Origin of the sequence: Nocardia sp. NPDC058114, from assembly GCF_042884695.1 — a bacterium.
In the GTDB taxonomy this organism is placed as follows: Bacteria; Actinomycetota; Actinomycetes; order Mycobacteriales; family Mycobacteriaceae; genus Nocardia.
In genome coordinates this window covers 110306-135069 of sequence record NZ_JBHVTK010000001.1, presented here as the reverse complement: position 1 = coordinate 135069, position 24764 = coordinate 110306, and the positions used below count along the sequence as shown (strand labels likewise).

Genomic DNA, 24764 nt, shown 5'->3' with positions numbered 1-24764 from the left:
GATCGTGCTCGGCGCCTGTTGGACAAGAGGATCTCGATGGACTGGTACACCGGGAACACCACCTACGACACCGTGCTGGCCATCGCCTTCGCCTTCGCCGCGTTCGTGATCGTCGGCGGGCTGTTCGCGCAGAGCCCCTACGGCCGCTTCGCGTCGAACAAGGTCGGCTTCAATCTCAACCCCAAGCTGGGCTGGTGGCTGATGGAGCTGCCCGCGACCGTCGTGTTCGCGGTGTTCTATCTCAGCGGCCCCGATCGTTTCGAGCCGGTGCCGCTGGTGCTGGCCGCCATCTGGTTGCTGCACTACGGCAATCGCGGCTGGTTCTTCCCGCTCTCCATCCGGCAGGTGCCGGGTAAGACGAGCAGCTTCAACGTCTCGGTGGTCGCGGCGGGCGTGTTCGTGACGGCCCTGCACGGCTACCTCAACGGCGCGTTCTTCAGCAACGACTACAAGAACCAGTACGGCACCGCCTGGCTCACCGATCCGCGCTTCCTGATCGGGCTGGTCGTGTACCTGTGCGGATTCGGGCTGCTGGTGCGATCCGAGGCGATCGTGCGCAATCTGCGGGACAAGAACAACCCCGGCGCCGCCGAGTACCGGGTCCCCCACGGCGCCGGCTTCCGCTTCGTCAGCAGCCCGGCCTACCTCGGCGAACTGATCGCCTGGGCCGGATTCGCCCTGCTCACCTGGTCACTGGCCGGCGTCGCGATCTTCTTGATCACCGCAGGGAACCTGGTGCCTCGCGCCTTCGCCACCCACCGCTGGTACCGCGAGAAGTTCGCCGACTACCCGACCACTCGCAAAGCGCTGATCCCCGGCGTGATCTAACACGCCAACCAGCACCGCGACCCCTAGGGAGCGGCGGCCACGAAGTGGCCGGTCCGCGGCCGGGTCGCCGGTTAGACGCCGTTGCGTACGCGACGAAGGAGCAAGCAACGGCGTCTAACCGGCGGCCCCTCAGGGCCGCGGACACGCGCGCGCCAGCGCGCCAACAATTCAGTTCTTGGGGAACTTCAGCTGGGACAGGTCGATCCCCTCCAGGCCGGGCGGCAGCTGATCGAGACCGGGGGGCATGTTCGACAGATCCATGCCCGGCGGCAAGCCCGGCATTCCGGCGGGCATTCCGGGGAACCCGCCGCGCATCTTCGGCTGAGTGGGCCCACGCCCGCCCTTCTTGCCCTTCTTACCGCCCTTTTTGTTGTTGCCGCGGCGAGCTCCCGGCATCCCCATCTGCCGACCCATCATCGCCATCATCTTCTTGGCTTCGAAGAACCGGTCGACGAGCTGGTTGACCTCGGAGACCTGCACCCCGGAACCGTTGGCGATGCGCAGGCGGCGCGAGGCGTTGATGATCTTCGGATTGTCCCGCTCGGCGCGGGTCATGCCCCGGATGATCGCCTGCACCCGGTCGAGCTGCTTGTCGTCGACCGCGGCCAGCGCGTCCTTCATCTGACCGGCGCCCGGCAGCATCCCGAGCAGATTGCCGATCGGGCCCATCTTGCGGATGGCCAGCATCTGATCGAGGAAGTCCTCGAGGGTGAGTTCGCCGCTGCCGATCTTGCGCGCGGTCTCCTCGGCCTGCTCGGCGTCATAGACCTGTTCGGCCTGCTCGATGAGGGTGAGCACATCGCCCATGCCGAGGATGCGCGAGGCCATCCGGTCGGGATGGAAGACGTCGAAGTCCTCGAGCTTCTCACCGGTGGAGGCGAACATGATCGGCGCGCCGGTGACGTTGCGGACCGACAGAGCGGCACCACCGCGGGCGTCACCGTCGAGCTTGGTGAGCACGACACCGGTGAACCCGACGCCGTCGCGGAAGGCCTCGGCGGTGCTCACCGCGTCCTGACCGATCATCGCGTCGAGCACGAACAGCGTCTCGTCGGGCTGCACGGCGTCGCGGATGCCCGCGGCCTGGCGCATCAGCTCGGCGTCGATACCGAGGCGGCCTGCGGTATCGACGATGACCACGTCGTACTGCTTGGCCTTGGCCTCTTCGATACCGGCCGCGGCGACGGCGACCGGGTCGGCCGCGGTGATCCCGAGCGGGTTCTCGCCGCCACCGATGGAGGTGCCGCCGTGCGGGGCGAACACGGGCACGCCCGCGCGCTCACCGACGACCTGCAGCTGGGTGACCGCGCCGGGACGCTGGAGGTCACAGGCCACCAGCAACGGCTGGTGCCCCTGACCCTTGAGCCATTTGGCCAGCTTGCCCGCGAGCGTGGTCTTACCCGCACCCTGCAGACCGGCCAGCATGATGACCGTCGGCGGGTTCTTGGCGAGATTGAGACGACGGGTCTCGCCACCGAGGATCGCGACGAGTTCCTCGTTGACGATCTTGACGACCTGCTGCGCGGGATTGAGCGCGCCGGAGACCTCCGCGCCCTTGGCGCGTTCTTTGACGTTGGCGATGAAGCCGCGCACCACGGGCAGCGCGACGTCGGCCTCGAGGAGTGCGAGCCGGATCTCGCGCGCGGTGGCGTCGATGTCGGCCGGTGACAGACGCCCCTTACCGCGCAGATCCTGCAGTGCACCGGTAAGCCGGTCGGACAGGGATTCGAACACCGATCGCGCTCCTGATCTGAAAGGGTCTCAGGTCGTCTGACCGAAGCCGGACGTCTCTTGCCCTCCCAGGGTAATGGAGGTTATTCGGTATGTTGCACGTGCGGTGGCGCCGTGCGGCGCAACTCGTGCGATTCGATGTCCACCAGATACACCGCTTCTCTGCCGGTGAGGCCGAGTTCCCGGGAGAGCGCCTCGATCCGAATCCATTCGGAATCGGCGCTGTCGGCGTGGTGGGCGGCGGTCGAGGCGATGGTCATCGCGGCCAACGCCTGCGCACCACTGAGGGTGCGACCCGGCAACCACGAAACCACCCACAGGTCACCACCGACGCACCGCGCGATGTGCGCGGTCGCGTCGCTGGTCATCATCGACGCGGAAACGACTTCGATAGCCACGGATCAGCTCCCCTCGTACAAGCGACAGCCGGACCAGGGGAATGCTATAGGTCCCATCTCGACTTATCGGGCCGCGAGGACGCTGTGTAGCAACCTGATAGCAATCAGTGAGTAAACCGTGTCCTTGCGGTGTCAGCCGGCGTCGGTGGTTTCGGTCGGCGGCGGGGTGGGCGCGGGCCGCGGAACCACGTCCAGGACGGCCTTTTCGATCCGGTCGCGCAGGGCTGGGCTGTCGGTGTCGCCCAGATCGAGGCAGAAGGCGTCGACCACAGCCGAGCCCATCGTGACCACCTTGGCCCACCGGACATTGGCTCCCGTCGCGGCGAACGCACCGGCCAGCCTGCTCAGCAAACCGATCCGGTCGTCGGCGCGCAGCTCCAGGATCACCTGTCCGGGAGTGCTGGTCGGTGACCAGATCAGGCGCGGCGCGGCGCGCGCGTACCGGCCGGGCCCGGTCCCGACAGCGTCGGTTTCGCGTTTGGCCAGCACCGCGGGCAGGTCGAGCGCGCCGGTGGTGGCCCGGATGAGTTCCTGACGCAGCAGACCCGCGTCCGGCGGATCGCCGAATTTCGGCATCACCACGAAGGTATTGATCGCCGAGTCCCCCGCACTGCCCAGCGCGGCCGAGAGCACCCGCAACGCGTGCAGCGCCAGGACACCGGCGGCGTCGGAGAGCAGGCCGGGTTCGTCGGGGGCGATCACGGTCACCACGAAGGTGTGCTTGCCGTCACCGGGCGCGAGGGTGACGTGCACGCCGCCTGCCCTGGCCTTGTCCAGAAGCTCCGGGTCGATCGGTTCCGGTTGCGGCAGCGGCTCGCCCGCCATGACCAGCCGGCAGCGGCGCACCAGCTCACCGATCAGCGAGGCCTTCCAATCGCCCCAGACTCCGGGGCCGGTCGCCATCGAGTCGGCTTCGGCGAGCGTGTGCAGCAGTTCGAGCAGGCCGACGTCACCACCGAGCGCGTCGGCGACGTGCTGCACGGTCGCCGGGTCGTCGAGGTCGCGCCGGGTCGCGGTGTCGGGCAGGAGCAGGTGGTGGCGCACGATCGCGCTGAGGGTACGCACATCCGAAGGCCACATTCCGAGCCTGCGGCCGATATGCGTGGCCAGCTCGGCGCCGACGATGCTGTGGTCGCCCTGCCGCCCCTTGCCGATGTCGTGGAGCAGGGCGCCGAGCGCCAGCAGGTCGGGCCGGGCGACCCTGGTGCTCAGGCTGCTCGCGTAGGCGACCGTCTCCATCAGGTGCCGATCGACGGTCCAGGTGTGCATCGCATCGCGCGGCGGCAGATCGCGGACCGCACCCCATTCGGGAAAGAGTCTGCCCCACAATCCGGTTCGATCGAGCGCCTCGACCGCGTCGATGCTGCCGCGACCCGCGCCGAGTAGGACGAGCAGATCGTTGAGCGCGTCCTTGGGCCACGGTTCGCGTAGTTCGGGCGCGTCCTCGGACAACCGGTTGAGCGTGGTCGCCGACATCGGCAACCCGGTCTGCGCCGACGCCGCCGCGACACGCAGGATCAGCCCGGGATCACGCTGCGGGCGCGCGTCTCTGGCCAGCACCACCTCGCCGGAGTGCTCGACCACCCCCTCATCGAGTGGTCGGCGCACCGGCATGCGGCGCAGTCTGGCCAGGCCGCGCCGCGGTAACGCGTTGGCGGCCGTGCGCAGACCGACGTCGCACGAATAGCTCACCGTACGCGCCGAATCGGTCAATGTCCGGGCGAGATCGAAGCGATCGCCGATGCGCAGTGCGGCGCCGATCTCGTCGGCGTCCTGGGCGCGCAGCTGATCGCGGGCCCGGCCTGCGACGCGGTGCAGTTCGGTGCGCACGTCGAGGAGCCTGCGGTGGGCCTGTTTCAGGCCGCCGCCGGGGACCTCGGGGCCCAATCCCGGCATGGCGTCGGTCAATTGGGCGATCGAGAGCGCGTCGAGCAGCTGGATATCGCGCAGCCCGCCGCGACCGTTCTTGAGATCGGGTTCGGCGCGATGGGCGATCTCGCCGCTGCGCTGCCAGCGGGCGGTGGTCTGGGTGATCAGATCGTCGAAGCGGGACCGGATACCGGTGCGCCATTCCCGGCGCACGCCGCCGATGAGCAGATTGCTGAGGTCTCGGTCGCCGACGATGTGGCGCGCCTCCAGCAGGCCGAGCGCGGCGATCATGTCGTCGGCGGCCACCCGCAGCGCCTGCGGCACGGTGCGCACGCTGTGGTCGAGCTTGATGTGGGCGTCCCAGAGCGGGTACCAGAGTTGATCGGCGACCTCCGAAACCACCTTGGGGTCGACGTCGTCGTGCAGCAGCACGAGGTCGAGATCGGAGTAGGGCAGCATCTCGCGGCGTCCGAGTCCACCCACCGCGACGAGCGAGAGGCCGCTGTCGGCGGTGATGCCGAGTTCGTTGCCCTTGCTGGTGAGCCACAGTTCGAACAGATCGACCAAGGCCTCGCGCAGCGATTCCGGATCGAGCCGCGGATTGCGGGTGCCCGCTCCGTCGAGCAGTTGCGCCCTGGCCTTCACCAGGTCCGCCGCTCCGTTGTTCTGAATACCACCGTTCCGCTGTGCCACAGCCCACACCACCATTTCATGCGGGCGGCCCCGCCCCGACCGGATCAGTCTCACCGGTGGGAGCGGGGCCGCCGCTCGATCGATTTATCGTGCGTGCCCTACCGAATTACAGTGCGTCGCTTCCGCGTTCGCCGGTACGGACGCGGATGATGGTGTCCACCGGGGTCACCCACACCTTGCCGTCACCGATCTTGCCGGTGCGCGAGGCTTCGACGATCACCTCGACGACCTTCTCGACCGACGCATCGTCCACGACGACCTCGACCCGGACCTTGGGCACGAAGTCCACCGAATACTCGGCACCGCGGTAAACCTCGGTGTGGCCCTTCTGCCGGCCGTATCCCTGGACTTCGCTGACGGTCATGCCGAGCACGCCTGCCTGTTCCAGCCCGGACTTCACATCTTCGAGCGTGAACGGTTTGACGATTGCCGTAACCAGTTTCATGTTCGTCATGCCTCCTTGACGAGCGTGCGTGCCGTGCCACCCACAGCAGCGAAATCGTAAGCGGTTTCCGCGTGCTCGGACTCATCCAGGCCCGCAGACTCGGATTCTTCGCTGGCGCGCAGGCCGATCGTGAACTTGATCGCGTACGCGATGATGGCCGTGGCGACCAGCGAGTAGGCGAGAACGGCGAAGGCACCGACGGCCTGCAGCTTCAACTGCTCGACCCCACCACCGTAGAACAGTCCATCGACACCTGCGGGAGCTTCGCTGGTAGCGACGAGTCCGACGATCAGCGTGCCGACCAGACCACCGACGAGGTGGACGCCGACGACGTCGAGCGAGTCGTCGAAGCCGAAGCGGAACTTCAGGCCGACGGCCAAGGCGCACAGCGCACCGGAGACGACACCGACAGCCAGGGCGCCGACCACGTTCACCGAGGAACAGGCCGGGGTGATCGCGACCAGACCGGCGACGATGCCCGAGGCGGCACCGAGCGAGGTCGGGTGACCGTCGCGGATCTTCTCCACGAGCAGCCAGGCCATCATGGCGGCGGCGGTGGCGATCGTGGTGGTGAGGAAGGTGGCACCCGCGACACCGTTGGCGCTCAGCGCCGAACCCGCGTTGAAGCCGTACCAGCCGAACCACAGCAGACCGGCGCCGAGCATCACGAACGGCAGGTTGTGCGGGCGGAACGGCGTCTTCGGCCAGCCCTTGCGCTTGCCGAGGATCAGGCAGAGCACCAGACCGGCGGCACCGGCGTTGATGTGGACCGCGGTACCACCGGCGAAGTCGATCGCCTTGAGGTTGTTGGCGATCCAGCCGCCGTTCTCACCGGTGTAGCCGCTGAAGGCGAACACCCAGTGCGCGACGGGGAAGTAGACGACCGTGGCCCAGATTCCGGCAAATACGAGCCACGACCCGAACTTCAAGCGGTCGGCGACCGCGCCCGAGATGAGTGCGACCGTGATGATCGCGAACATGAGCTGGAAGGCGACGAACACCGAGAGCGGGATCGTGCCGAACAGCGGGATGGCGGCGGGGGCCGCGGGGTCGGTAGTCGCTAGATAGTCGCCGCCCAGGACGCCCTTGAGGCCGAAGTACTGGAGCGGGTCACCGACCAGCTTGCCCTTGTCCTCGCCGAACGCCATCGAGAAGCCGTATAGACACCACAGGATGGTGATCAGGCCCATCGCGGAGACGCTCATCATGATCATGTTCAGCACGTTCTTGCCACGGACCATACCGCCGTAGAAGAACGCCAGACCCGGCGTCATCAACAGCACGAGGGCCGCTGACGCCAGCATCCAGGCGGTGTCACCGGCGTCCGGTGCGCCGATCAGTGGAAATGCCACCTTGTGTTCCTCCTCATCTCGGGCCCTGCCGATGACGGCAAAAGGACCTGTACAGAAGGGTCGCCACTCGGTGTTTCATCCGTTGAGCTGTGGTGTTTCACCTGAGTGAACGGATAGCGCTGTTGTGTTGCATCCACGTTTCGCGTGGTTGGCACGAGCCTGTCAGCTCACGGTGAGGTTGGTACGGATGTGCGATTCGCCGCGAGTTCGCGCGGCGATTCCCCACACCACCGCTGTCCGGAAACAGTGATGTCAGCTCAGGAAAACAGCGATGCCCGCCCGATCGCTGGATCGGACGGGCATCGGCGGGACCGTTACGCGGTACCCCCGAGCAGCGCGTCGACGAACGCGCCCGGCTCGAACGGCGCCAGGTCGTCGGCGCCCTCGCCGAGGCCGACGAGTTTCACCGGCACACCGAGTTCGTGCTGCACCTGGAACACGATGCCGCCCTTGGCGGTGCCGTCGAGCTTGGTGAGCACCACGCCGGTGATGTCGACGACGTCGGCGAACACCCGGGCCTGCATCAAGCCGTTCTGGCCGACGGTCGCGTCGAGGACCAACAGCACCTCGTCGACCTCGCCCTTCTTCTCCACGACCCGCTTCACCTTGCCCAGCTCGTCCATCAGGCCGGTCTTGGTGTGCAGGCGGCCCGCGGTGTCGACGAGGACCGCGTCGACGCCGCGGTCGATGCCCGCGGTGACCGCGTCGAAGGCGACAGCGGCCGGGTCGGCGGCCTCTTTACCGCGTACGGTCTCGGCGCCCACCCGTTCGCCCCAGGTCTGCAGCTGATCGGCGGCGGCGGCGCGGAAGGTGTCGGCGGCGCCGAGCAGTACCCGGCGGCCGTCGGCGACGAGCACGCGGGCCAGTTTGCCGGTGGTGGTGGTCTTGCCGGTGCCGTTGACGCCGACGACGAGCAGGATCGCGGGCTTGTCGCCGTGCGGAAGGGCGTGGATGGAACGGTCGAGCTCGGGACGCAGCGCCTCGATGAGCACGTCACGCAGGGCGGCACGAGCCTGTTCGGGAGTGCGCACGCTGCGCGAGGCCATCTCCTCGCGCAGGCGTTCGACGATCTTGGCGGTGCTCGCGGTGCCGATATCGGCCAGCACCAGGGTGTCTTCGATCTCTTCCCAGGAGTCCTCGTCGAGGTCGCCGCCGCCGAGCAGGCCGAGCAGGCTCTTGCCGACCGCGTTCTGGGAACGGGCCAGGCGACCGCGCAGCCGGACGAGGCGGCCGGTGGTGGGGTCGATCTCGTCGATCGCGGTGGTGGTGGCGCCGACTTCGGCCGGGGTGGTCTCGGCCGGAGCCGGTGCGGGCTCGGTGGTCGGTGCGGCGGGAGCCTCGATCGAGGACGTATCCGCGGGCTCGACTTCGGTAACAACCGGGTCGGACGGCGCGGTCTTCGCGGGGGCCGTGTCCGCGGGCGCGGTCTCGGTGCCGGGCTCGGCCGGTGCGACCGTGTCGAGGGCGGACGCGTCGTCGGGGACGACCACGGTCTCGTCGACGGCGACATCGCCCTCGGGCAGCGGAACATCAGTGATGCCGCGGCGCGGGGCGTCACGCGGGATCGCGGCGTCGTCGCCGATGTGCGGTTGACCGTCGGTATCGGTGCGTTCAGGGACGGGTTCGGGTTTCGGCACGGTCGCCGTCGAGCCGCCCTGGCTGAAGCTGAATCCACCGGACGCGGTGTAACCACCGGAGCGGTCCGTCAACTCCTTGTCCGGCTCGGGCGGGGCCAGCGAAATCTGGCGTCGCTTGTACAGGACGAAACCCGCGACGAGCGCCACCAACAGGACGGCGGCGATCGCGGCGATCAGGATCCACGCTTGCGAACTCACCCGGCGAGTCTATTCGGGCGGGGAGTTGCCGCACGTCGGCGGCGTCTGCGCGGCAGGTCGGCGAGCCGTAGCCGGGCGCGTCGCGGCGTGGCGGAAATACTACAGATTCGTTGTCCTGCGGAACTTCTGGCGGTTGCCCCATAGGATCGGCGGAGTGACCGATCGAAACGTGCTTGGGGGGCCGCTGGAAGAGTGCGGCACCGATCCTCTCACGGGCTTCTACCGGGACGGCTGCTGCAGCACCGGTCCGGAGGATCTCGGCAGCCACACCGTGTGCACCGTCGTGACGGCGGAATTCCTGGAGCATCAGGCCTCCATCGGCAACGACCTCAGCACCCCGCGCCCAGAGAACAACTTCCCCGGCCTGCAACCGGGCGACCGCTGGTGCGTGGTGGCGGTCCGCTGGTTGCACGCCCACGAGGACGGCGTGGCCGCACCCGTGGTGCTGGCCGCGACCCATGAGAACGCGCTGGAGGTCATCTCCATGGACATCCTGCGCAAATACGCCGTAGATGTCCCCGACGACGTCAGCGACCTGCTGTAAGGGCTCGCGACCCGTTGCGGAGGCGGTGGGCCTTCTGGCGGCAGGCCGGGGAGCAGTAGCGGGCCGGTCGGCCGGTGGCCGGTCTCCGGACGGGCGAGCCGCAGACGACGCAGGGTGCCGAGGTTTCGTTACCTTCCGCCGTTTCGTTACGGTCGGCCGCCGGGCGTTCCGTTACGACTGACGGATGGGCGCGCAGGGCGTCGAGGATGAGCGCGACGGCCGGTGCGAGCGGGTCCACTGCGCGTCGATGTCGTTGGATCGCAACGCATCCGGTGAAGATGTCCAGCACATCGGTGACGACCACGTCGCGCCGGACCGCGCCCTGACGTTGCGCCGAGGCCAGCAGCGCGCCCAGTGCGCGATGGAAGCGGTTGCCCGCCCCGCGTAGCAGGGCGCGAGGCCAGCCGTCGTCGGATTGCACCAGGTCACAGAGGTCCTTGTTGCCGGGTGTGGTCACGATGACGTGGGTGCACAGGGCGAAGAAGGCCGTGCCCGGATCCGGATCGGTGAGGTGGTCGGCGGCCAGCGCCGCCAGCCGGTCGACGCGCTGTTGCATAACCGCTTCCAGCAGATCGGTTTTCGTGGGGAAATGCCGGTGGACGGTGCCCGCGCCGACACCGGCGCGGCGGGCCACCTCGGCCAGCGAGACGGTGGCGCCGCGTTCGGCGAGCGCACGCTGCGCGGCAGCCAGGATCAGCGCGCGATTGCGGCGTGCGTCGGATCGGATCGCCGGTTCCACGCCGTGCTCGACCGTCATTTCGTTACGCCTTCCCTGTACCGGACCTGGCCAACCGGGTGCGACCACCCGTACCGTCCGGAATACGGGTCGACCGACCCGATTGTAGGCACACGATCGATCACGAAACGGAGCTCCTCCGCAATGACGTCAGCACTTCCCGTTCTGATCACCGGCGCGACAGGCAAGCAGGGTGGCGCGACCGCCTACCGATTGCTTACCGAAGGCCACCCGGTTCGCGCGTTGGTGCGCGACCCCGGCTCCCCCGCCGCCCGCGCACTGGCCGATGCCGGCGCCGAACTGACGGTCGGCGACTTCGACGACGCGGCCTCCCTGCGGGTGGCGGTGACCGGAATCCGAGCCGTATTTCTCGTTCCCCCAGCCGATTACCGCGTCAAGGGCTGGGGTGAGGACACCGAGGCCCGCCGCGGTATCGCCCTGATCGACGCGGCCCGCGCCGCCGGTGTCGAACAGATCGTGTTCACCGGCGTCGCGACGATGGGCGATGCGAAATCATGGGGTCAGCAGGGCAAACGCCGGATCGAAGAGGCGCTGGCATCGTCGGGTCTGCGCTACACCGTGTTGCGCCCGGTGCGGTTCATGGAGAACTACCTGCTGCACGGCTCCCCTGTCGACGGTATCCGCGACGGCGGCGAACACCCGCACCTGTTCCCCGCCGATCGCCCGCTCCAGATGATCGCGATCGATGATATCGCCGCGTTCGCCGCCCTGGCCTTCGCCGACCCCGCGGGCTGGCACGCCCGCATCCTCGAACTCGCGGGCGACGCCATCACTCCGGTCGACGCGGCCGCCATCATCGGCGCCGCGATCGGCCGGCACGTCCACTACCGCGAAGTCACCGAGGAGGAAGCCGACGCGATCGGCCCCCAACTCGGCAACACCTGGCGCCTGATCCGCGAGACCGGCGGCTGGCACGCCGACCTGCCCGCCTTGCGCGCGCTGCACCCAGAGTTGACCTCCCTGCGGGATTGGCTCGCCCGCGGCGGCTCCGAGCGGATCATCGACCGGATCGACACCACGGCCCCGGCGACCCGGTTCGGCTGAGAATCCGTCCAGCCGCGCGAGCACCGGCCTCAGGCCGAAGCCGAGACCGGGTCGGGGTCGGGGACCTCGGCTCGGTTCAGCCGCTGGGAGATGACCTGGGTGATGCCGTCGCCGCGCATGCTCACGCCGTAGAGGGCGTCGGCGATCTCCATGGTGGGCTTCTGGTGGGTGATGACGATCAGCTGGCTCTTCTCCCGCAGCTGCTCGAACAGGCCGATGAGGCGGCGCAGGTTGGTGTCGTCGAGGGCCGCTTCGACCTCGTCCATCACGTAGAACGGGGAGGGGCGAGCGCGGAAGATGGCGACCAGCAACGCGACCGCGGTGAGCGACTTCTCGCCGCCGGAGAGCAGCGAGAGGCGCTTCACCTTCTTGCCGGGCGGGCGCGCCTCGACCTCGATGCCCGTGGTGAGCATGTCCGACGGGTCGGTGAGCACCAGCCTGCCCTCGCCGCCGGGGAACAGTTTCCCGAAGACGCCGACGAATTCGCGTTCCACATCGGCGTAGGCCTCGGTGAACACCTGGAGAATGCGGGCGTCGACTTCGGCGACCACGTCGAGTAGGTCCTTGCGCGCGTTCTTGACGTCCTCGAGCTGGGTGGCCAGAAAGGTATAGCGCTCCTCCAAGGCCGCGAACTCCTCCAGCGCAAGGGGATTCACCTTACCGAGGGTGGTGAGGTCCTTCTCGGCGCGTTTGGCGCGGCGCTCCTGGGTCGGGCGATCGTAGGGCATCGGCTGCGGTGCGCTGACCTGCTCGCCGCGCTCCTTGGCCTCCTCGTACTCGTGCAGCTCCAGGGCCGAGGGCGGCAACGGCACCTCGGGCCCGTATTCGGCGACGAGGTCGGCGAGCGCGATGCCGAATTGTTCGGAGATCGTCGTCTCCAGCTGTTCGATGCGCAGTGCCGCTTGGGCTTTGGCGACTTCGTCGCGGTGCACGGCGTCGGTGAGCTGGGTCAGCTGGGTGTTCAGCGCACGGGCGCGTTCCTTCACCTGTTCCAGCGCGGCCGCGCATTCGCCACGGCGACGGACCAATTCGTCACGCCGTGCCGCAGCGGCGGCCACGACCTGCTCGAGTTCGTTCTTGATCTCGGTGCCCGATGCGGCGACGGCCGCGGCGACCGCGGCAGCCTGGCGCCGAGCGGCCTGCGCGCGTTCGGCGCGAGCCCTGGCCTCCCGCTCCCCACGGGCCGCTCTGCGCAGCGAATCCGCTTTGCCGCGAACAGATTCCGCGCGCTCCTCCGAAGTACGCACCGACAGCCGAGCCTCGACCTCCATGGTCCGGGCCTCGGCGAGCGCGGCGGCGGCTTCCTCACGGGCATAGCCGGCGGTCTCGGTGCTCGCGGCGCCGTAGCTGTCGTCGCTGCCGTCGTGTTCGATCTCGGCGTGCCGCAGCCGGTCCTCGAGTTCGGCGAGCGAGGCGAGCGACTTCTCCCGCGCCGCTTCGGCTTCCGCGCGCTGGGTGGCCAGCCGCTCCCCCTCGGTCTGTGCCGCGCGGGCGTTCTGCCCGACCCGGGCGAGCCGGTCGTAGATCGCCAGTAGTGCCTGATCGGATTCGTGCAGCGCCATCAGCGCGTGGTCGGCGGCGTCCTTGCGGTCGGTCTGTTCGGCCAGCGCGCCGGCCAGCGCGGCCTCCAGCTCCTCGGCCCGCCGTTGCGCGGCCGCCAATTCGGCGGTGGCAGTGTCGATATCGGCCTGGACCTCGAGCTGGCTGGGCATCCGTTCCGAACCGCCGACGATCCAGCCGGCACCGGCCAGATCCCCGTCACGGGTGACCACCCGCAATTCCGGGCGCAGGGCGACGAGCTCGGTGGCGGTCGCCAGATCGTCGACGACCACCACGTCGGCGGTGAGCGCGGCCAGCGCGGGTCGCACCTGCTCGTCGCCTTCGAGCACGTCGGCGAGCCACTGCGCACCGGCGGGCAACGCGGAACGCTCGGCCGATAACGCCGCGTCGGTGGCGAAGACGAACGCCACCCGGCCACCGTCACCGCTGCGCAATTCCCGCACCGCCGAGTCGGCGGTGGTCGCGGTATCGGCGGTGATGGCATCGGCGAGCGGACCGAGCAGTGCGGCCACAGCGGCCTCGAACCCGGACTGCACGCGTAGCAGGCCCGACAGCCGTCCGCCGAGCCCGCCCACGCCGTGTTCGAGCAGCCAGGCCGCGCCGTCCTTGCGGGCCAGGTTCATACCGAGCGCTTCGATGCGGGCACCGAGCCGGGCGACCAGCTTGCTCGCCTCCCGGTCGAGTTCCCGCAGTTCCCGCACGCGCTCGTCGGCCAGTTCCTGGGCGGCGACGGCGTGTTCGTGCTGGGCGTCCAGGCCCTTCTCGCCCGCGTCGAGATCGCCGAGTTCGTCCTGCACCGAGTCGTATTCGACCTGCGCGGTCTCACCACGGTGCCGGGCGTCGGCGATGGCCACGGACAGGCGCGCGATCTCGGCGTCCACGGACTGGGCACGGGTGCGCAAGGTGTCGACCTGGCCGGACAGCCGGGCCAGCCCCTCCCGCCGGTCGGCGATCGCGCGCACGGCCGCCAGGTGCGCCTGCTCGGCCGCCTTGGCGGCGTGTTCCCGCTCGGCGAGGGCTTCGCGGGCGGCTTCGAGGGTCTCGGTGGCCATCTCCACCGCGTACCGCAGTTCGGCCTCTTCGGCTTCGATCCGGTCGGCCTCGGCCTCGAGTTGGTCCGGGTCGCGTCCGGTGCCGACCGGCGCCTCGGTGTGCAGGTGCCGGGCCCGGTCGCTGGCGATGCGGATGGTGGCGTTGACCCGTTCGGTCAGCGCCGAGAGCTGGAACCAGGTCTGCGCGGCGGCCTCGGCGCTGGGACTCAGCCGCGACAGCTGGAACTCCTGCTGTGCCAGTGCGGCGTTGGCGGCGTCGAGTTCGGTCTGCACGTTGATCTGCTGTTCGCGGGCGTAGGCCTCTTTGCTGAGCTGGGATTCCAGCTCGCCACGGCGGGTGACCAGGTCGTCGGCGGCCAGTCGCAACCGGGCATCGCGCAGGTCGGCCTGCACGGTCTGCGCGCGGCGGGCGACCTCGGCCTGGCGGCTGAGCGGCTTGAGCTGGCGGCGCAGTTCGGTGGTGAGGTCGGTGAGCCGGGCGAGGTTGGCCTGCATCGCGTCGAGCTTGCGGACCGCCTTCTCCTTGCGCCTGCGGTGCTTGAGCACGCCCGCGGCCTCTTCGACGAACGCGCGCCGATCCTCCGGCCGCGATTCCAGGATCGCCGACAGCCTGCCCTGACCCACGATGACGTGCATCTCGCGCCCGATACCGGAGTCCGACAGCAGTTCCTGCACATCCATCAGCCGGCACGTGCTGCCGTTGATCTCGTACTCGCCCGCGCCGTCGCGGAACATCCGCCGGGTGATCGACACCTCGGCGTAGTCGATGGGCAGTGCGCCGTCGGAGTTGTCGATGGTCAGTGTCACCTCGGCGCGCCCGAGCGGAGCCCGCCCGACCGTCCCGGCGAAGATGACGTCCTGCATCTTCCCGCCCCGCAACGCTTTGGCACCCTGCTCGCCCATCACCCAGGACAGCGCGTCCACGACATTGGATTTGCCGGACCCGTTCGGCCCGACTACGCAGGTGATGCCCGGTTCGAAGCGCAACGTGGTCGCAGACGCGAAGGACTTGAACCCCTTCAACGTCAGGCTCTTCAAATGCAAGAGAACTCGTCCGCCTCTCCGCGAATCAGGCCAGACCTAGGTGCGTGCAGGCATCGCACGCGGCCAGCGGTGATGGGGGTGACTCGGGCAGCCGGTTCCCGACGAGTTACCCATGTGCTCGCGAAAGCCTAGCGGACGTAGCGGCAAGTTTGCGGTCAGTGCGGATTGATGTGCTTCATCTGCTTCTGAAGTTGACGCAAGTGGGTCTGGGTACCGGGAGTCGCTTCCCAGCCGGTGATCACGCGGAAGACCAGGACCGCGCCCCACGGGCCGATCACCCACATCGGCCAGAAGTAGGTGAGCTCGCCCGCGGTCAAGGAGATCAGACCCCAAATGACCAGCACGATCACGCTGACGCCGAGCCAGCTGCCCGCCTCGATGCGCTGCCAGATCGGGAACCGTGTACCGGGCTTGTGTTCGACCGGTACGTCCGCTTGCTGCTGTTTCGTCAGCGCCGGCAGGTCGGACAGGACGACGGCGAGTTCGTCGCGCGTGGTGGTCGCGTAGACCTTGGCCACGCGCAGATCGTATTCGCCCAGGTCGAGCCTGCCGTCGGCCAGATGTGTGCCCAACTGGGCGACGATCGCGTTGCGTTCGGCGTCGGACGCGCGCGTACCCGGGGTGATATCCATGCCGACGTCCTCTCGGTCACATCCACGGTGGAGTGCTGGTTTCCAGCGTCCACCCTCCACAGTGCGATGTCAACCGATCACCCTCGTTCAGAGAATGGCGAAGGCCACCACGAGACCCAGCGCGAAGTGCGCGGCGGCGACGACGAGAACCTCGGGGGTGTAGGTCTCGGCGTGCAGCGTGCGGCCGATGTCGATGCCGGTGACCTTCTCGATCACCCGTACCGAGATCACCTGCGCGATGATGCCGACCAGGCCGTAGATGATCGCCGCGATCAGACCTTCCGACAGCTTGCCGCTGCCGCCGGTGGCCAGCACCGCGAACACGACGATGAACGCCATGCTGATCATCCCGGCCGCCGAGACGATGATCGCGTTCGGCTTACCCGCCACCACCAGGTCGCGCAGCTTGCCGGGCGTGGTCAGGTCGATGGCGAAGAAGCCGATCAGCATGAGGGCGAGGCCGATCAGGCAGTACAGGATGATGGCGCCGACGCCTTCACCGAGCGCACTCCAATAACCCGATTCCAGGGCGAGGGCGGTCATCGTGGTCCTTTCGAACAATGTTGTGAGGTCAGGTGTCAGTCGACGATGCGGTGCGGCACGAACGCGGCGCCGTCATCGGTGATCAGGCCGGCGGTCTCCCGAATGCCCAGCCCCGCCGCGGTGTCACCCACGACCCAGGCGCCGAGCACCGGGCGCATCCCGTCGAATTCCGGTAGCGGATCGAGCAATTGGTAGACGAAACCCTCGGCGCCGTAGACGCCGCCGGTCGCGGTCTCCATGCCGGGGCCGACGATGGTCATGTTCGCGCCCTCGCGGCCGAGCTTGGGTTTGCGAATGTATTCGGTGAGCTCGTGCGGGTTGTCCAGGTAGGCGGGCAACAGATTGGGATGACCGGGATACATCTCCCACAGGATCGCCAGGATCGCCTTGTTGCTCAGCAGCGTGGTCCACAGCGGTTCGATCCACGCGGTCGCGGGCAGGCTGCCGACCACGCGCTTGCCGAAGTCGTCGTCGAGGATCCACTCCCACGGATACAGCTTGAAGATCGCCTCGATCGGCGCCTCGGCCAGATCGACGAACCGGTTCAGCTCGGTGTCGAAACCGACTTCCTCGATCGGCAGCGCGACCGTGTCGAACCCGGCTTCGGCCGCTGTCTCCTGCATGTAGGCGGTGGTGACGTTGTCCTCGCCGGTCGCGTCGGCGCCCGACCAGGTGAAGTGCAGTTCGGTACCGGGCAGCACGCCGCGCAGTTCGGTCCAGCGCTCCACCAGTTTCTCGTGTAGCGAATTCCATTGGTCGCCACCGGGATACACCTGCTGCAACCAGTGCCACTGGATGATCGCGGCCTCGAGCAGCGAGGTGGGGGTGTCGGCGTTGTATTCCAGCAGCTTGGCCGGGCGGCGCGCGTCGTAGCGCAGGTCGAAGCGGCCGTACACGTAAGGGTCACTGCGACGCCATGATTCGGCGATCGGGCCCCACGTCCATTCCGGCAGACCGAAATCGGCGAAGCGCTCGGTGAGGACCACGTGCTCGACGGCGTGCAGACACATCGATTGCAGCAGTTCCACATCGGCTTCCAGCGCGAGGATCTCGTCCATCGAGAACTCGTAGTGCACCGACTCGTCCCAGTACGGGCGCGGCTGACCGCTGGCATCGCGCCCCGGCGCGCCGTAGACGAGGCCCTGCTTCTCGACGATCTGCTGCCAGTCCTGGCGTGGTGTGCTCTTGGTGCGCCGCATCTACGACCCACTCCCCCCGGTCGACTTGCTGCCGAGTCCGCCGCGTTGCACCGTGGTGCCGCTCTTGGTCGTGATCTGGGCATTGCGCGGTTTCACCGAGGTGCCGCCCGTGGGTGGCTTGCCGATCGTCGGTGTGCCGCCGTAGTGGTAGCGGTACTGCGGCCAGCCCAGAATCAGCAGTCCGGCGCCGTGACCGCCGGAGCCCTCACTGCGGAAATTGGTCTTGCCGTCGCCGCAGTTGTCGTCGGGGACAACGACTTCCTGACCGTTCTGGTCGATCTGCACGCACGAGGCCGTGACCTGGTCAGGTGCGGTGATCGCCCGGTAGGCGAGGTAACCGCCACCGACCAGCGCGGCGACGCCCACGATGGCGACACCGCCGATCATCACGCGTTTACGGTTGCGCCGCTTCTCCTCGGCCGCCGCGACCGCTGCCCGCTCGGCCTCTTCGGCCTGCCTGCGGGCCTTGTCCCTGGCGCGCGCCTCACCGACGGTGGGTGGACGTGGCTGGGTGACGCCGGGTTCCTGCCGTGACATCCGGCCGGGTTGCGGTTGGCCGACGGGATGCCCGCCCCCGCCGAACACCGGGTCCGCCGGCGTCGCATCGGCATTCGGATCGGACGGTGCCGAACCCGGGTCCGGCGGGGTCCAGCCCGCGCCGGAGTCGGGCGGGGTCCACGGCGATCTCTCGGGCTCGCCGTTCGAGGGTTGTTCCGGTCGATCGGGCGGACCAGGGTTCTGTGTGCTCACCGCTGCCGCCCCCTAGCCCCCGAAGTCACCACTAGCGCTCCTCGAATCCCGTCATGTCGCCCCGCGCGGGCTCCCAGCTTTCCACAACCAGGTCTACCCGCCCAGGAGCACGCCCGGACAGACCATGTGTCACGTGCCCGACAGCGTGCGAGCTCTCGGGCGCTTCGCCGGACCGTAGCAGTTCCAGCAATTTCTCGCCCGCCGTTCGTGGCCCTTCGGCGACAACGTGGACGCGGCCGTCGCTGTGGTTGCGCGCGTAGCCGACCAGGCCGAGTTCCAGTGCGCGCGACCGCGTCCACCACCGGAATCCCACGCCCTGCACGTACCCGTGCACCCACGCGCTCAGCCGAACCGGCTCCTCGCTCATGCGTCGATGTTGAAGGTCAGCGTCACCTTCGTGCCCGCTTTGAGCGTGCGGCCCACGGTGCACACCTTGTCGACAGCACGCTGCACGGTGACCAGTAGTCGTTCGCGGGCGGCCTCGTCGAGTTCGGACAGGTCGAGTTCGAGGACCTCGTCGAGCTGCGGGTAGAGCTCGTTCTCGCGGTCGGCATCGCCCGAGACGCGGATGGTGGCGTCGAACTCGTCGCCGAGGCGACGCGACAACGGCAAATCGGAGCTGAGCCCGGTGCAGCCCGCGAGCGCGATCTTCAGCAACTCACCCGGGGTGAAGGCGCCCGGCACGCCCTGGGAGGCGATCAACACCTCGGCGCCACGGTTGCTGCGCCCGGTGTAGGCGCGGGTTCCGGTGCGCTCGACCCACAGTTCGGTGGGGGCGTTGGTCACGGGTGCGATCTGCTCAGCCATGCCTTGATCCTGCCATTCGCTCGACGACGATCCACGCCTGGGAACGTCCACGCCACTCCCGGCATTCCGGTCACGTGACCGGGCGCACGCTCATTCCTGGAAGCGGTACCCCATCCCCGCCTCGGTGAGCAGATGGCGCGGGTTGGCCGGATCGTCTTCGAGTTTGCGCCGCAACTGCGCGAGGTAGACCCGCAGGTAATGGGTCTCGGTGGCATAGGCCGGACCCCACACCTCGCGCAGTAGTTCCTTGCGCCCCACCAGTTTTCCGCGATTGCGCACCAGCATCTCGAGCATCCCCCACTCGGTGGGCGTCAGGTGCACCGGCACACCCTGCTTGGTGACCTTCTTGGCGACGAGGTCGACGGTGAACGAGTCGGTGACCACGATCGGGTCGCCCGCATCGGTCGCGCTGGCACCACGACGCACCGCCGCGCGCAGCCGGGCCAGCAGTTCGTCCATCCCGAACGGCTTGGTCACGTAGTCGTCGGCGCCGGCGTCGAGCGCCTCGACCTTGTCGGCCGAATCGGTACGCGCCGACAGCACGAGCACCGGTGCGGGCGACCACCCACGCAGTCCGGCCAGCACCTCGATCCCGTCCATGTCGGGCAGACCGAGGTCGAGAATGACGACGTCGGGGTGCTTTTCGGCCGCCACCCGTAAGGCGGCGGCGCCGTTTCCCGCGGTCAGGACCTCGTACCCGCGCACCGACAAATTGATCCGCAAGGCGCGGACGATCTGTGGCTCGTCATCGACGACGAGCACTTTGACCGGGGGATGCGCTGCCCCGCCTCCCCGCGTCTTCGGATCGGCCTCCTGCGCGTGGTCGTCCACCGCCGGCGGCCGGCGGACCGGTTCGCCCGTCCCCGATGAGTTGCCCATGTGCTCACTTTCCTCGGGAGTCGACGTGTGACGGCGCCGCGGGTGTGCCGGACGGCAGATCGACGAGCATCGTGAGCCCACCTCCCGGGGTCGGCTCGGCGTGGACGGTGCCGCTCATTGCTTCGACGAAGCCGCGGACCACGGACAGGCCGAGGCCGACGCCGGTGGTGTTGTCGCGGTCGCCGAGGCGCTGGAAGGGTTCGAACAGTTGCTCTTCGGTGCCGGACGGGACGCCGGGGCCGACGTCGACAACCGCGATCGACACCCGGTCACCGTCGTGCTCGGCGGTCACCCGCACGGGCGACTCGCGACCGGAATGGCGCAGGGCGTTATCGATCAGGTTGGCGAGGACGCGTTCGAGCAGACCGCTGTCGGCGAGCACCGAAACCTCATCGACCTCGACCTTCACCCGGTCCATCGCCGCGCGGCGCAGGCCACGGGTGCCCATGCCGACGCTCACCAGCGCACGATGCACCGCCTCGTCCATGTACACCTGTCGCAACTGCGGCGTGACGACGCCGACCGCCAGTCTCGAGGAGTCGAGCAGATTGCCCACCAGCGCGGTCAGCTGGTCGACGGATTCCTCGATCGCCTCCAGCAGTTCGCCGGTGTCCTCCGCCGAGAATTCGATGTCGTCGCTGCGCAGGCTGGACACGGCCGCTTTCGCGCCTGCCAGGGGGGTGCGCAGATCGTGGCTGACCGCCGACAACAGCGCACGGCGCAGCCGGTCGGCTTCCAGCAGCGCCGCCGCCGCGCTGGCTTCCTCCGCCAATCGGGCCTGGCGCACCAGCCCGACCGCCTGATTGGCGACCGCGTTGAGCACCGGCCGATCGGAGGAGTCGATCGACCGACCGGCGAGCAGCAGGTGACTCTGCGCGTCACCGGCTTCGATGACGGTCTCGGCATCGGAGGGACGTGTCGGTGGTTCGGGACCGACCGCGGCGACGATCCGATCGCCGCACTGCACACTCACCGCGCGCTGGCCGTAGGTTTCGCGGACTTGCTCGAGCAGGTTGTTCAGGTCGGCGCCGTGCAGCACGGATCCGGCGAACATCGTCAGCAGCTCGGCTTCCCGGGATGCCTTGCGCGCCTGCAGTGTTCGCTTCGCCGCGACATCGACCAGCGCCGCCACGGCCACCGCGACGATGAGCAGCACGACCACGGTGACGAAGTTGTCCGGCTCGGCGATCGTGAAGCTGAAGCGCGGATCGGTGAAGTACCAGTTGAGCAGCAGCCCCGACAACAGCGCTGACAGACCGGCGGGAACGATACCGCCGAACAACGCGACCGCTACCACGCCGACAAAGAACATGGCGCTGAGCCCGCCCAGCTGCAACCACCCGTCGAGGAATACCGCACAGATCGCGCTCACCAGCACCGGCACGATCACCGCCGCGGGCCACGCGCTCACCGGCCGCCTCGGACGCAGCCAATGCCTGCGCACCCCGCGATTGGCCTCCTCGTGCGTCACCATGTGCACGTCGATCTTGCCCGAGCGCTGCACCACGGTGGAGCCGATGCCCTCATCGAGCATCCGCGCCCAGCGCGAACGCCGCGAAGTACCGAGTACCAGCTGGGTGGCATTGACCTCTCGCGCGAATTCCAGCAGCGCGGTGGGCACGTCGTCGCCGGTCACGGTGTGCAGCGAGGCGTCGAGACCGGCGGCGAGATCGCGCAGCTTGGTCATCCGTTCGGTCGACACCCCGACCAGCCCGTCGCCGCGCACCACGTGCAACACGACCAGATCGGCACTGGACTTGGACGCGATCCGCCCGGCCCGGCGCACCACCGTCTCCGACTCGGGACCACCGGTGACCGCGACGACGACGCGCTCACGCGCCTCCCAGAGCTCGGTGATCTTGTGGTCGGCCCGGTACCTGGCCAGCGCCGCGTCGACCTGGTCGGCCAGCCACAGCAGCGCGAGTTCGCGCAGCGCGGTGAGATTTCCGGGGCGGAAGTAATTGCGCAGCGCCGCGTCGACCTTGTCGGCGGCGTAGACATTCCCGTGAGAAAGCCTGCGCCGCAACGCTTCCGGTGTCAGGTCGACCAGCTCCACCTGATCGGCGCCGCGCACCACCGCGTCGGGCACGGTCTCCCGCTGCTCGATCCCGGTGATCTGCTGGACCACATCGTTGAGGCTCTCGAGGTGCTGCACGTTCACCGTGGAGATCACGTCGATACCCGCGGCCAGGAGTTGCTCCACGTCCTGCCAACGCTTCTCGTGCACGCTGCCCGGTGCGTTCGTATGCGCCAGTTCGTCGACCAGCACCACCGCGGGCTTGCGCGTGAGTACCGCATCGACATCGAGTTCGGGCAACTCGGTCCCGCGATAGGAGACCGTCTTGGTCGGAATCTGCTCGATGCCGTCCAGAAGTTCGGCGGTCTTCTTACGCCCGTGCGTCTCCACGACGGCCGCCACCACATCACGGCCACGTTCGGACCGCCGATGCGCTTCGCCGAGCATGGCGTAGGTCTTGCCCACGCCCGGCGCCGCACCGAGGTAGATGCGCAGTTGTCCGCGTTTCACCGGTCCATCATCGCGTGTCGACGCGCCGGAGCCGACGTGCGCACCGGCAACACACCGACGCTCACCATCGGTGCGTGCGAGGTGTTCAGCCGACCGAGTATCCGGATCAACAGCAGCGATCCGGCAAAACCGAAAATCACCGCAAGGGTCACTACCGACACCGCGATCTCACTTTCCGTGCACCAGGGACCGCCGGCGCCATTCGCCGACCGGTGCCCACTTTCTACCGCCCGAACAGGCGCGTGATCTCGATCTTTACGGTGTGTTGACAGCTATCGCGCCTGCTTTGACGGCATCCTCACACCCATCGGCAGCGTCAACGTTGCGCAAAGGCCGGGCCCCGAGGCGCTAAGGAGTCGTAAGGAAGCCACGCCGAGCCGCGATCCGGCGTTTCACTCACCTAGGTGCTCCACCTCGGAGCGCAAGGAGGTTGGAAATGTCTGTCGTGGTGTTCACGGTGCTCACCGTGGCGATCTTCGCGCTGCTGGGCTTGATCCAGCGAGGGGTGGAGAAGCTGTGATCGCGAACCTTGCCGGTCTCGCTCTGGCTGCCGGAGTCGCCGTCTTCATGGTCGCGGCGCTGCTCTTCCCCGAGAGGTTCTAGGTGAACACGACTACTGCGGGGATCGTCTTCGTGGCGGCCCTGGTTCTCGCGCTCGCCCTGGTCCATGTGCCGCTGGGCGACTACATGTACCGGGTCTACAGCAGCGACAAGTACTCCCGCGCCGAGCGGCTGATCTTCCGCGCCATCGGCGCGAAGCCCGAGGTCGAGCAGACGTGGCCCGTCTATGCCCGCAGCGTGCTGGCGTTCTCGGCGGTCAGCGTGCTGTTCCTGTTCTTCTTCCAGCTGGTGCAGGGCGCGCTGCCGCTGCACCTCGACGATCCCGGCACCGAGATGACCCCCGCGCTCGCGTGGAACACCGCGGTCAGCTTCGTCACCAACACCAACTGGCAGAACTATTCCGGTGAGTCCACCCAGGGTCACCTGGTGCAGATGGCCGGTCTCGCGGTGCAGAACTTCGTCTCCGCGGCCGTCGGCATGGCGGTGGCGGTGGCGCTGGTGCGTGGCTTCGCCCGTCGCCACACCGGCGACCTCGGCAACTTCTGGGTCGACCTGGTGCGCGGCACCCTGCGCATTCTGCTTCCGCTGGCGTTCGTGTTCGCGATCGTGCTGGTCGCGGGCGGCGTCATCCAGAACTTCCACCTCCACGATCAGGTCGCGCAGACCATCGGCGGCGCCGAACAGACCATCACCGGCGGTCCGGTGGCCAGCCAGGAGGTCATCAAGGAACTCGGCACCAACGGCGGCGGCTTCTACAACGCGAACTCCGCGCACCCGTTCGAGAACCCGAGCACCTGGACGAACTTCCTCGAGATCTTCCTGCTGATGGTGATCGCGTTCTCGCTGCCGCGCACCTTCGGCCGGATGGTCGGTTCCACCAAGCAGGGCTACGCGATCGTGGCGGTGATGGGCACGATCGCCCTGGCCAGCATCTCGCTGACCAACCTGTTCCAGCTCCAGCACCACGGCACGGTGCCGACCGCGATCGGCGCCTCCATGGAAGGCGTGGAAACCCGTTTCGGCGTCGCCGATTCGGCCACCTTCGCCGGTGCGACCACCCTCACCTCGACCGGCGCGGTGAACTCGTTCCACGATTCCTACACCAGCCTCGGCGGCATGATGACGATGTTCAACATGCAGCTGGGCGAGGTCGCGCCCGGCGGTGTCGGGTCCGGTCTCTACGGCATGTTGATCCTCGCCGTGATCACGGTGTTCGTCGCGGGCCTGATGGTCGGACGTACCCCGGAATACCTGGGCAAGAAGATCACCCCGCGCGAGATCAAGCTGGCGGCAACGTATTTCCTGGTGAGTCCGCTGATCGTCCTGGTCGGCACGGCGGTGGCCATGGCCTTGCCGGGACAACGAGCGAGCATGCTCAACGGCGGGCCACACGGCATGTCGGAGGTGTTGTACGCCTTCACCTCCGCGGCCAACAACAACGGTTCCGCCTTCGCCGGTCTCACCGGCAACACCGAGTGGTACAACACCGCACTCGGCCTCGCGATGCTGTTCGGCCGATTCCTGCCGATCATCATCGTGCTGGCACTCGCGGGTTCGCTGGCCCAGCAGGGCACCACCCCCGCGTCGATCGGCACGCTGCCGACGCACCGGCCGCAGTTCGTCGGCATGGTCGTCGGCGTGACGGTGATCCTGGTCGCGCTCACCTTCCTGCCCGCTCTCGCGCTCGGGCCGCTCGCCGAAGGAATTCACTGAA

21 protein-coding genes are annotated in these 24764 nt (G+C 68.3%); 5 read left to right on the top strand and 16 right to left on the bottom strand.

Going from position 1 to position 24764, the window contains the following annotated elements; translation table 11 throughout:
* Positions 1-36: 36 nt before the first annotated feature.
* Positions 37-828: a 3-oxo-5-alpha-steroid 4-dehydrogenase gene (locus ACFVVI_RS00585; RefSeq protein WP_378992176.1), complete on the top strand. Its 792-nt coding sequence runs from the start codon at positions 37-39 to the stop codon at positions 826-828.
* A 168-nt stretch (positions 829-996) separates the two neighbouring features.
* Here ACFVVI_RS00585 and ffh read toward each other — a convergent pair whose 3' ends face one another.
* The 6 genes from ffh to ftsY form a co-directional block, all read right to left on the bottom strand.
* Positions 997-2562 (bottom strand): signal recognition particle protein, encoded by a 1566-nt coding sequence (gene ffh, locus ACFVVI_RS00580; RefSeq protein WP_056811842.1) that lies wholly within the window; start codon positions 2560-2562, stop codon positions 997-999.
* An 80-nt stretch (positions 2563-2642) separates the two neighbouring features.
* Positions 2643-2957, bottom strand: a complete 315-nt coding sequence (locus ACFVVI_RS00575) for a hypothetical protein (protein WP_378992174.1) — start codon at positions 2955-2957, stop codon at positions 2643-2645.
* 132 nt (positions 2958-3089) lie between these two features.
* A complete protein-coding gene (locus ACFVVI_RS00570; RefSeq protein ID WP_387442144.1) occupies positions 3090-5534 on the bottom strand; it encodes a [protein-PII] uridylyltransferase in 2445 nt (814 codons plus the stop codon).
* A 91-nt stretch (positions 5535-5625) separates the two neighbouring features.
* Entirely contained in the window at positions 5626-5964 is a 339-nt protein-coding gene (locus tag ACFVVI_RS00565; RefSeq protein WP_067449485.1) for a P-II family nitrogen regulator, read from the bottom strand.
* Positions 5965-5969: 5 nt separating this feature from the next.
* Positions 5970-7316 (bottom strand): ammonium transporter, encoded by a 1347-nt coding sequence (locus ACFVVI_RS00560; protein WP_378992171.1) that lies wholly within the window; start codon positions 7314-7316, stop codon positions 5970-5972.
* A gap of 314 nt (positions 7317-7630) precedes the next feature.
* On the bottom strand, positions 7631-9151 hold the full coding sequence (gene ftsY / locus ACFVVI_RS00555; protein ID WP_387442140.1) for a signal recognition particle-docking protein FtsY: 1521 nt from the start codon (positions 9149-9151) through the stop codon (positions 7631-7633).
* A 154-nt stretch (positions 9152-9305) separates the two neighbouring features.
* On the opposite strand from ftsY, the gene ACFVVI_RS00550 reads away from it, so the two are divergent.
* Positions 9306-9695, top strand: a complete 390-nt coding sequence (locus ACFVVI_RS00550) for a DUF2237 family protein (RefSeq protein WP_019048221.1) — start codon at positions 9306-9308, stop codon at positions 9693-9695.
* On the opposite strand, the gene ACFVVI_RS00545 is transcribed toward ACFVVI_RS00550, so the two are convergent.
* Positions 9679-10452 (bottom strand): TetR/AcrR family transcriptional regulator, encoded by a 774-nt coding sequence (locus ACFVVI_RS00545; RefSeq protein WP_387442137.1) that lies wholly within the window; start codon positions 10450-10452, stop codon positions 9679-9681. The genes ACFVVI_RS00550 and ACFVVI_RS00545 overlap by 17 nt on opposite strands.
* Positions 10453-10575: 123 nt before the next feature.
* On the opposite strand from ACFVVI_RS00545, the gene ACFVVI_RS00540 reads away from it, so the two are divergent.
* Entirely contained in the window at positions 10576-11496 is a 921-nt protein-coding gene (locus ACFVVI_RS00540; RefSeq protein ID WP_387442135.1) for an NmrA family NAD(P)-binding protein, read from the top strand.
* Positions 11497-11525: 29 nt separating this feature from the next.
* On the opposite strand, the gene smc is transcribed toward ACFVVI_RS00540, so the two are convergent.
* The 9 genes from smc to ACFVVI_RS00495 form a co-directional block, all read right to left on the bottom strand.
* Complete coding sequence (smc, locus tag ACFVVI_RS00535; RefSeq protein WP_387442132.1) at positions 11526-15152, bottom strand: chromosome segregation protein SMC; 3627 nt, start codon at positions 15150-15152, stop codon at positions 11526-11528.
* A gap of 155 nt (positions 15153-15307) precedes the next feature.
* A complete protein-coding gene (locus ACFVVI_RS00530; RefSeq protein WP_387442130.1) occupies positions 15308-15784 on the bottom strand; it encodes a DUF1707 domain-containing protein in 477 nt (158 codons plus the stop codon).
* A gap of 87 nt (positions 15785-15871) precedes the next feature.
* On the bottom strand, positions 15872-16327 hold the full coding sequence (locus ACFVVI_RS00525; protein ID WP_062986928.1) for a DUF350 domain-containing protein: 456 nt from the start codon (positions 16325-16327) through the stop codon (positions 15872-15874).
* Positions 16328-16362: 35 nt separating this feature from the next.
* On the bottom strand, positions 16363-17526 hold the full coding sequence (locus ACFVVI_RS00520) for a glutathionylspermidine synthase family protein (protein WP_378992159.1): 1164 nt from the start codon (positions 17524-17526) through the stop codon (positions 16363-16365).
* A complete protein-coding gene (locus ACFVVI_RS00515; RefSeq protein WP_387442128.1) occupies positions 17527-18276 on the bottom strand; it encodes a hypothetical protein in 750 nt (249 codons plus the stop codon). It abuts the gene before it with no gap.
* Between the two features lie 31 nt (positions 18277-18307).
* Entirely contained in the window at positions 18308-18643 is a 336-nt protein-coding gene (locus tag ACFVVI_RS00510) for an acylphosphatase (protein WP_387442125.1), read from the bottom strand.
* Positions 18640-19083: an OsmC family protein gene (locus tag ACFVVI_RS00505; protein ID WP_378992155.1), complete on the bottom strand. Its 444-nt coding sequence runs from the start codon at positions 19081-19083 to the stop codon at positions 18640-18642. Before ACFVVI_RS00505 ends, ACFVVI_RS00510 begins: the two co-directional genes overlap by 4 nt.
* Before the next feature lie 90 nt (positions 19084-19173).
* On the bottom strand, positions 19174-19845 hold the full coding sequence (locus tag ACFVVI_RS00500; RefSeq protein ID WP_378992399.1) for a response regulator: 672 nt from the start codon (positions 19843-19845) through the stop codon (positions 19174-19176).
* 121 nt (positions 19846-19966) lie between these two features.
* The gene (locus tag ACFVVI_RS00495; protein ID WP_387442122.1) at positions 19967-22489 is read right to left on the bottom strand and encodes an ATP-binding protein; all 2523 of its coding nucleotides are present in this window, start codon (positions 22487-22489) and stop codon (positions 19967-19969) included.
* 436 nt (positions 22490-22925) lie between these two features.
* Here ACFVVI_RS00495 and ACFVVI_RS00490 point away from each other — a divergent pair, with 436 nt between their 5' ends.
* The gene (locus tag ACFVVI_RS00490) at positions 22926-23009 is read left to right on the top strand and encodes a potassium-transporting ATPase (RefSeq protein WP_067449012.1); all 84 of its coding nucleotides are present in this window, start codon (positions 22926-22928) and stop codon (positions 23007-23009) included.
* A gap of 83 nt (positions 23010-23092) precedes the next feature.
* Complete coding sequence (gene kdpA, locus ACFVVI_RS00485; RefSeq protein ID WP_387442119.1) at positions 23093-24763, top strand: potassium-transporting ATPase subunit KdpA; 1671 nt, start codon at positions 23093-23095, stop codon at positions 24761-24763.
* Position 24764: the final 1 nt, after the last annotated feature.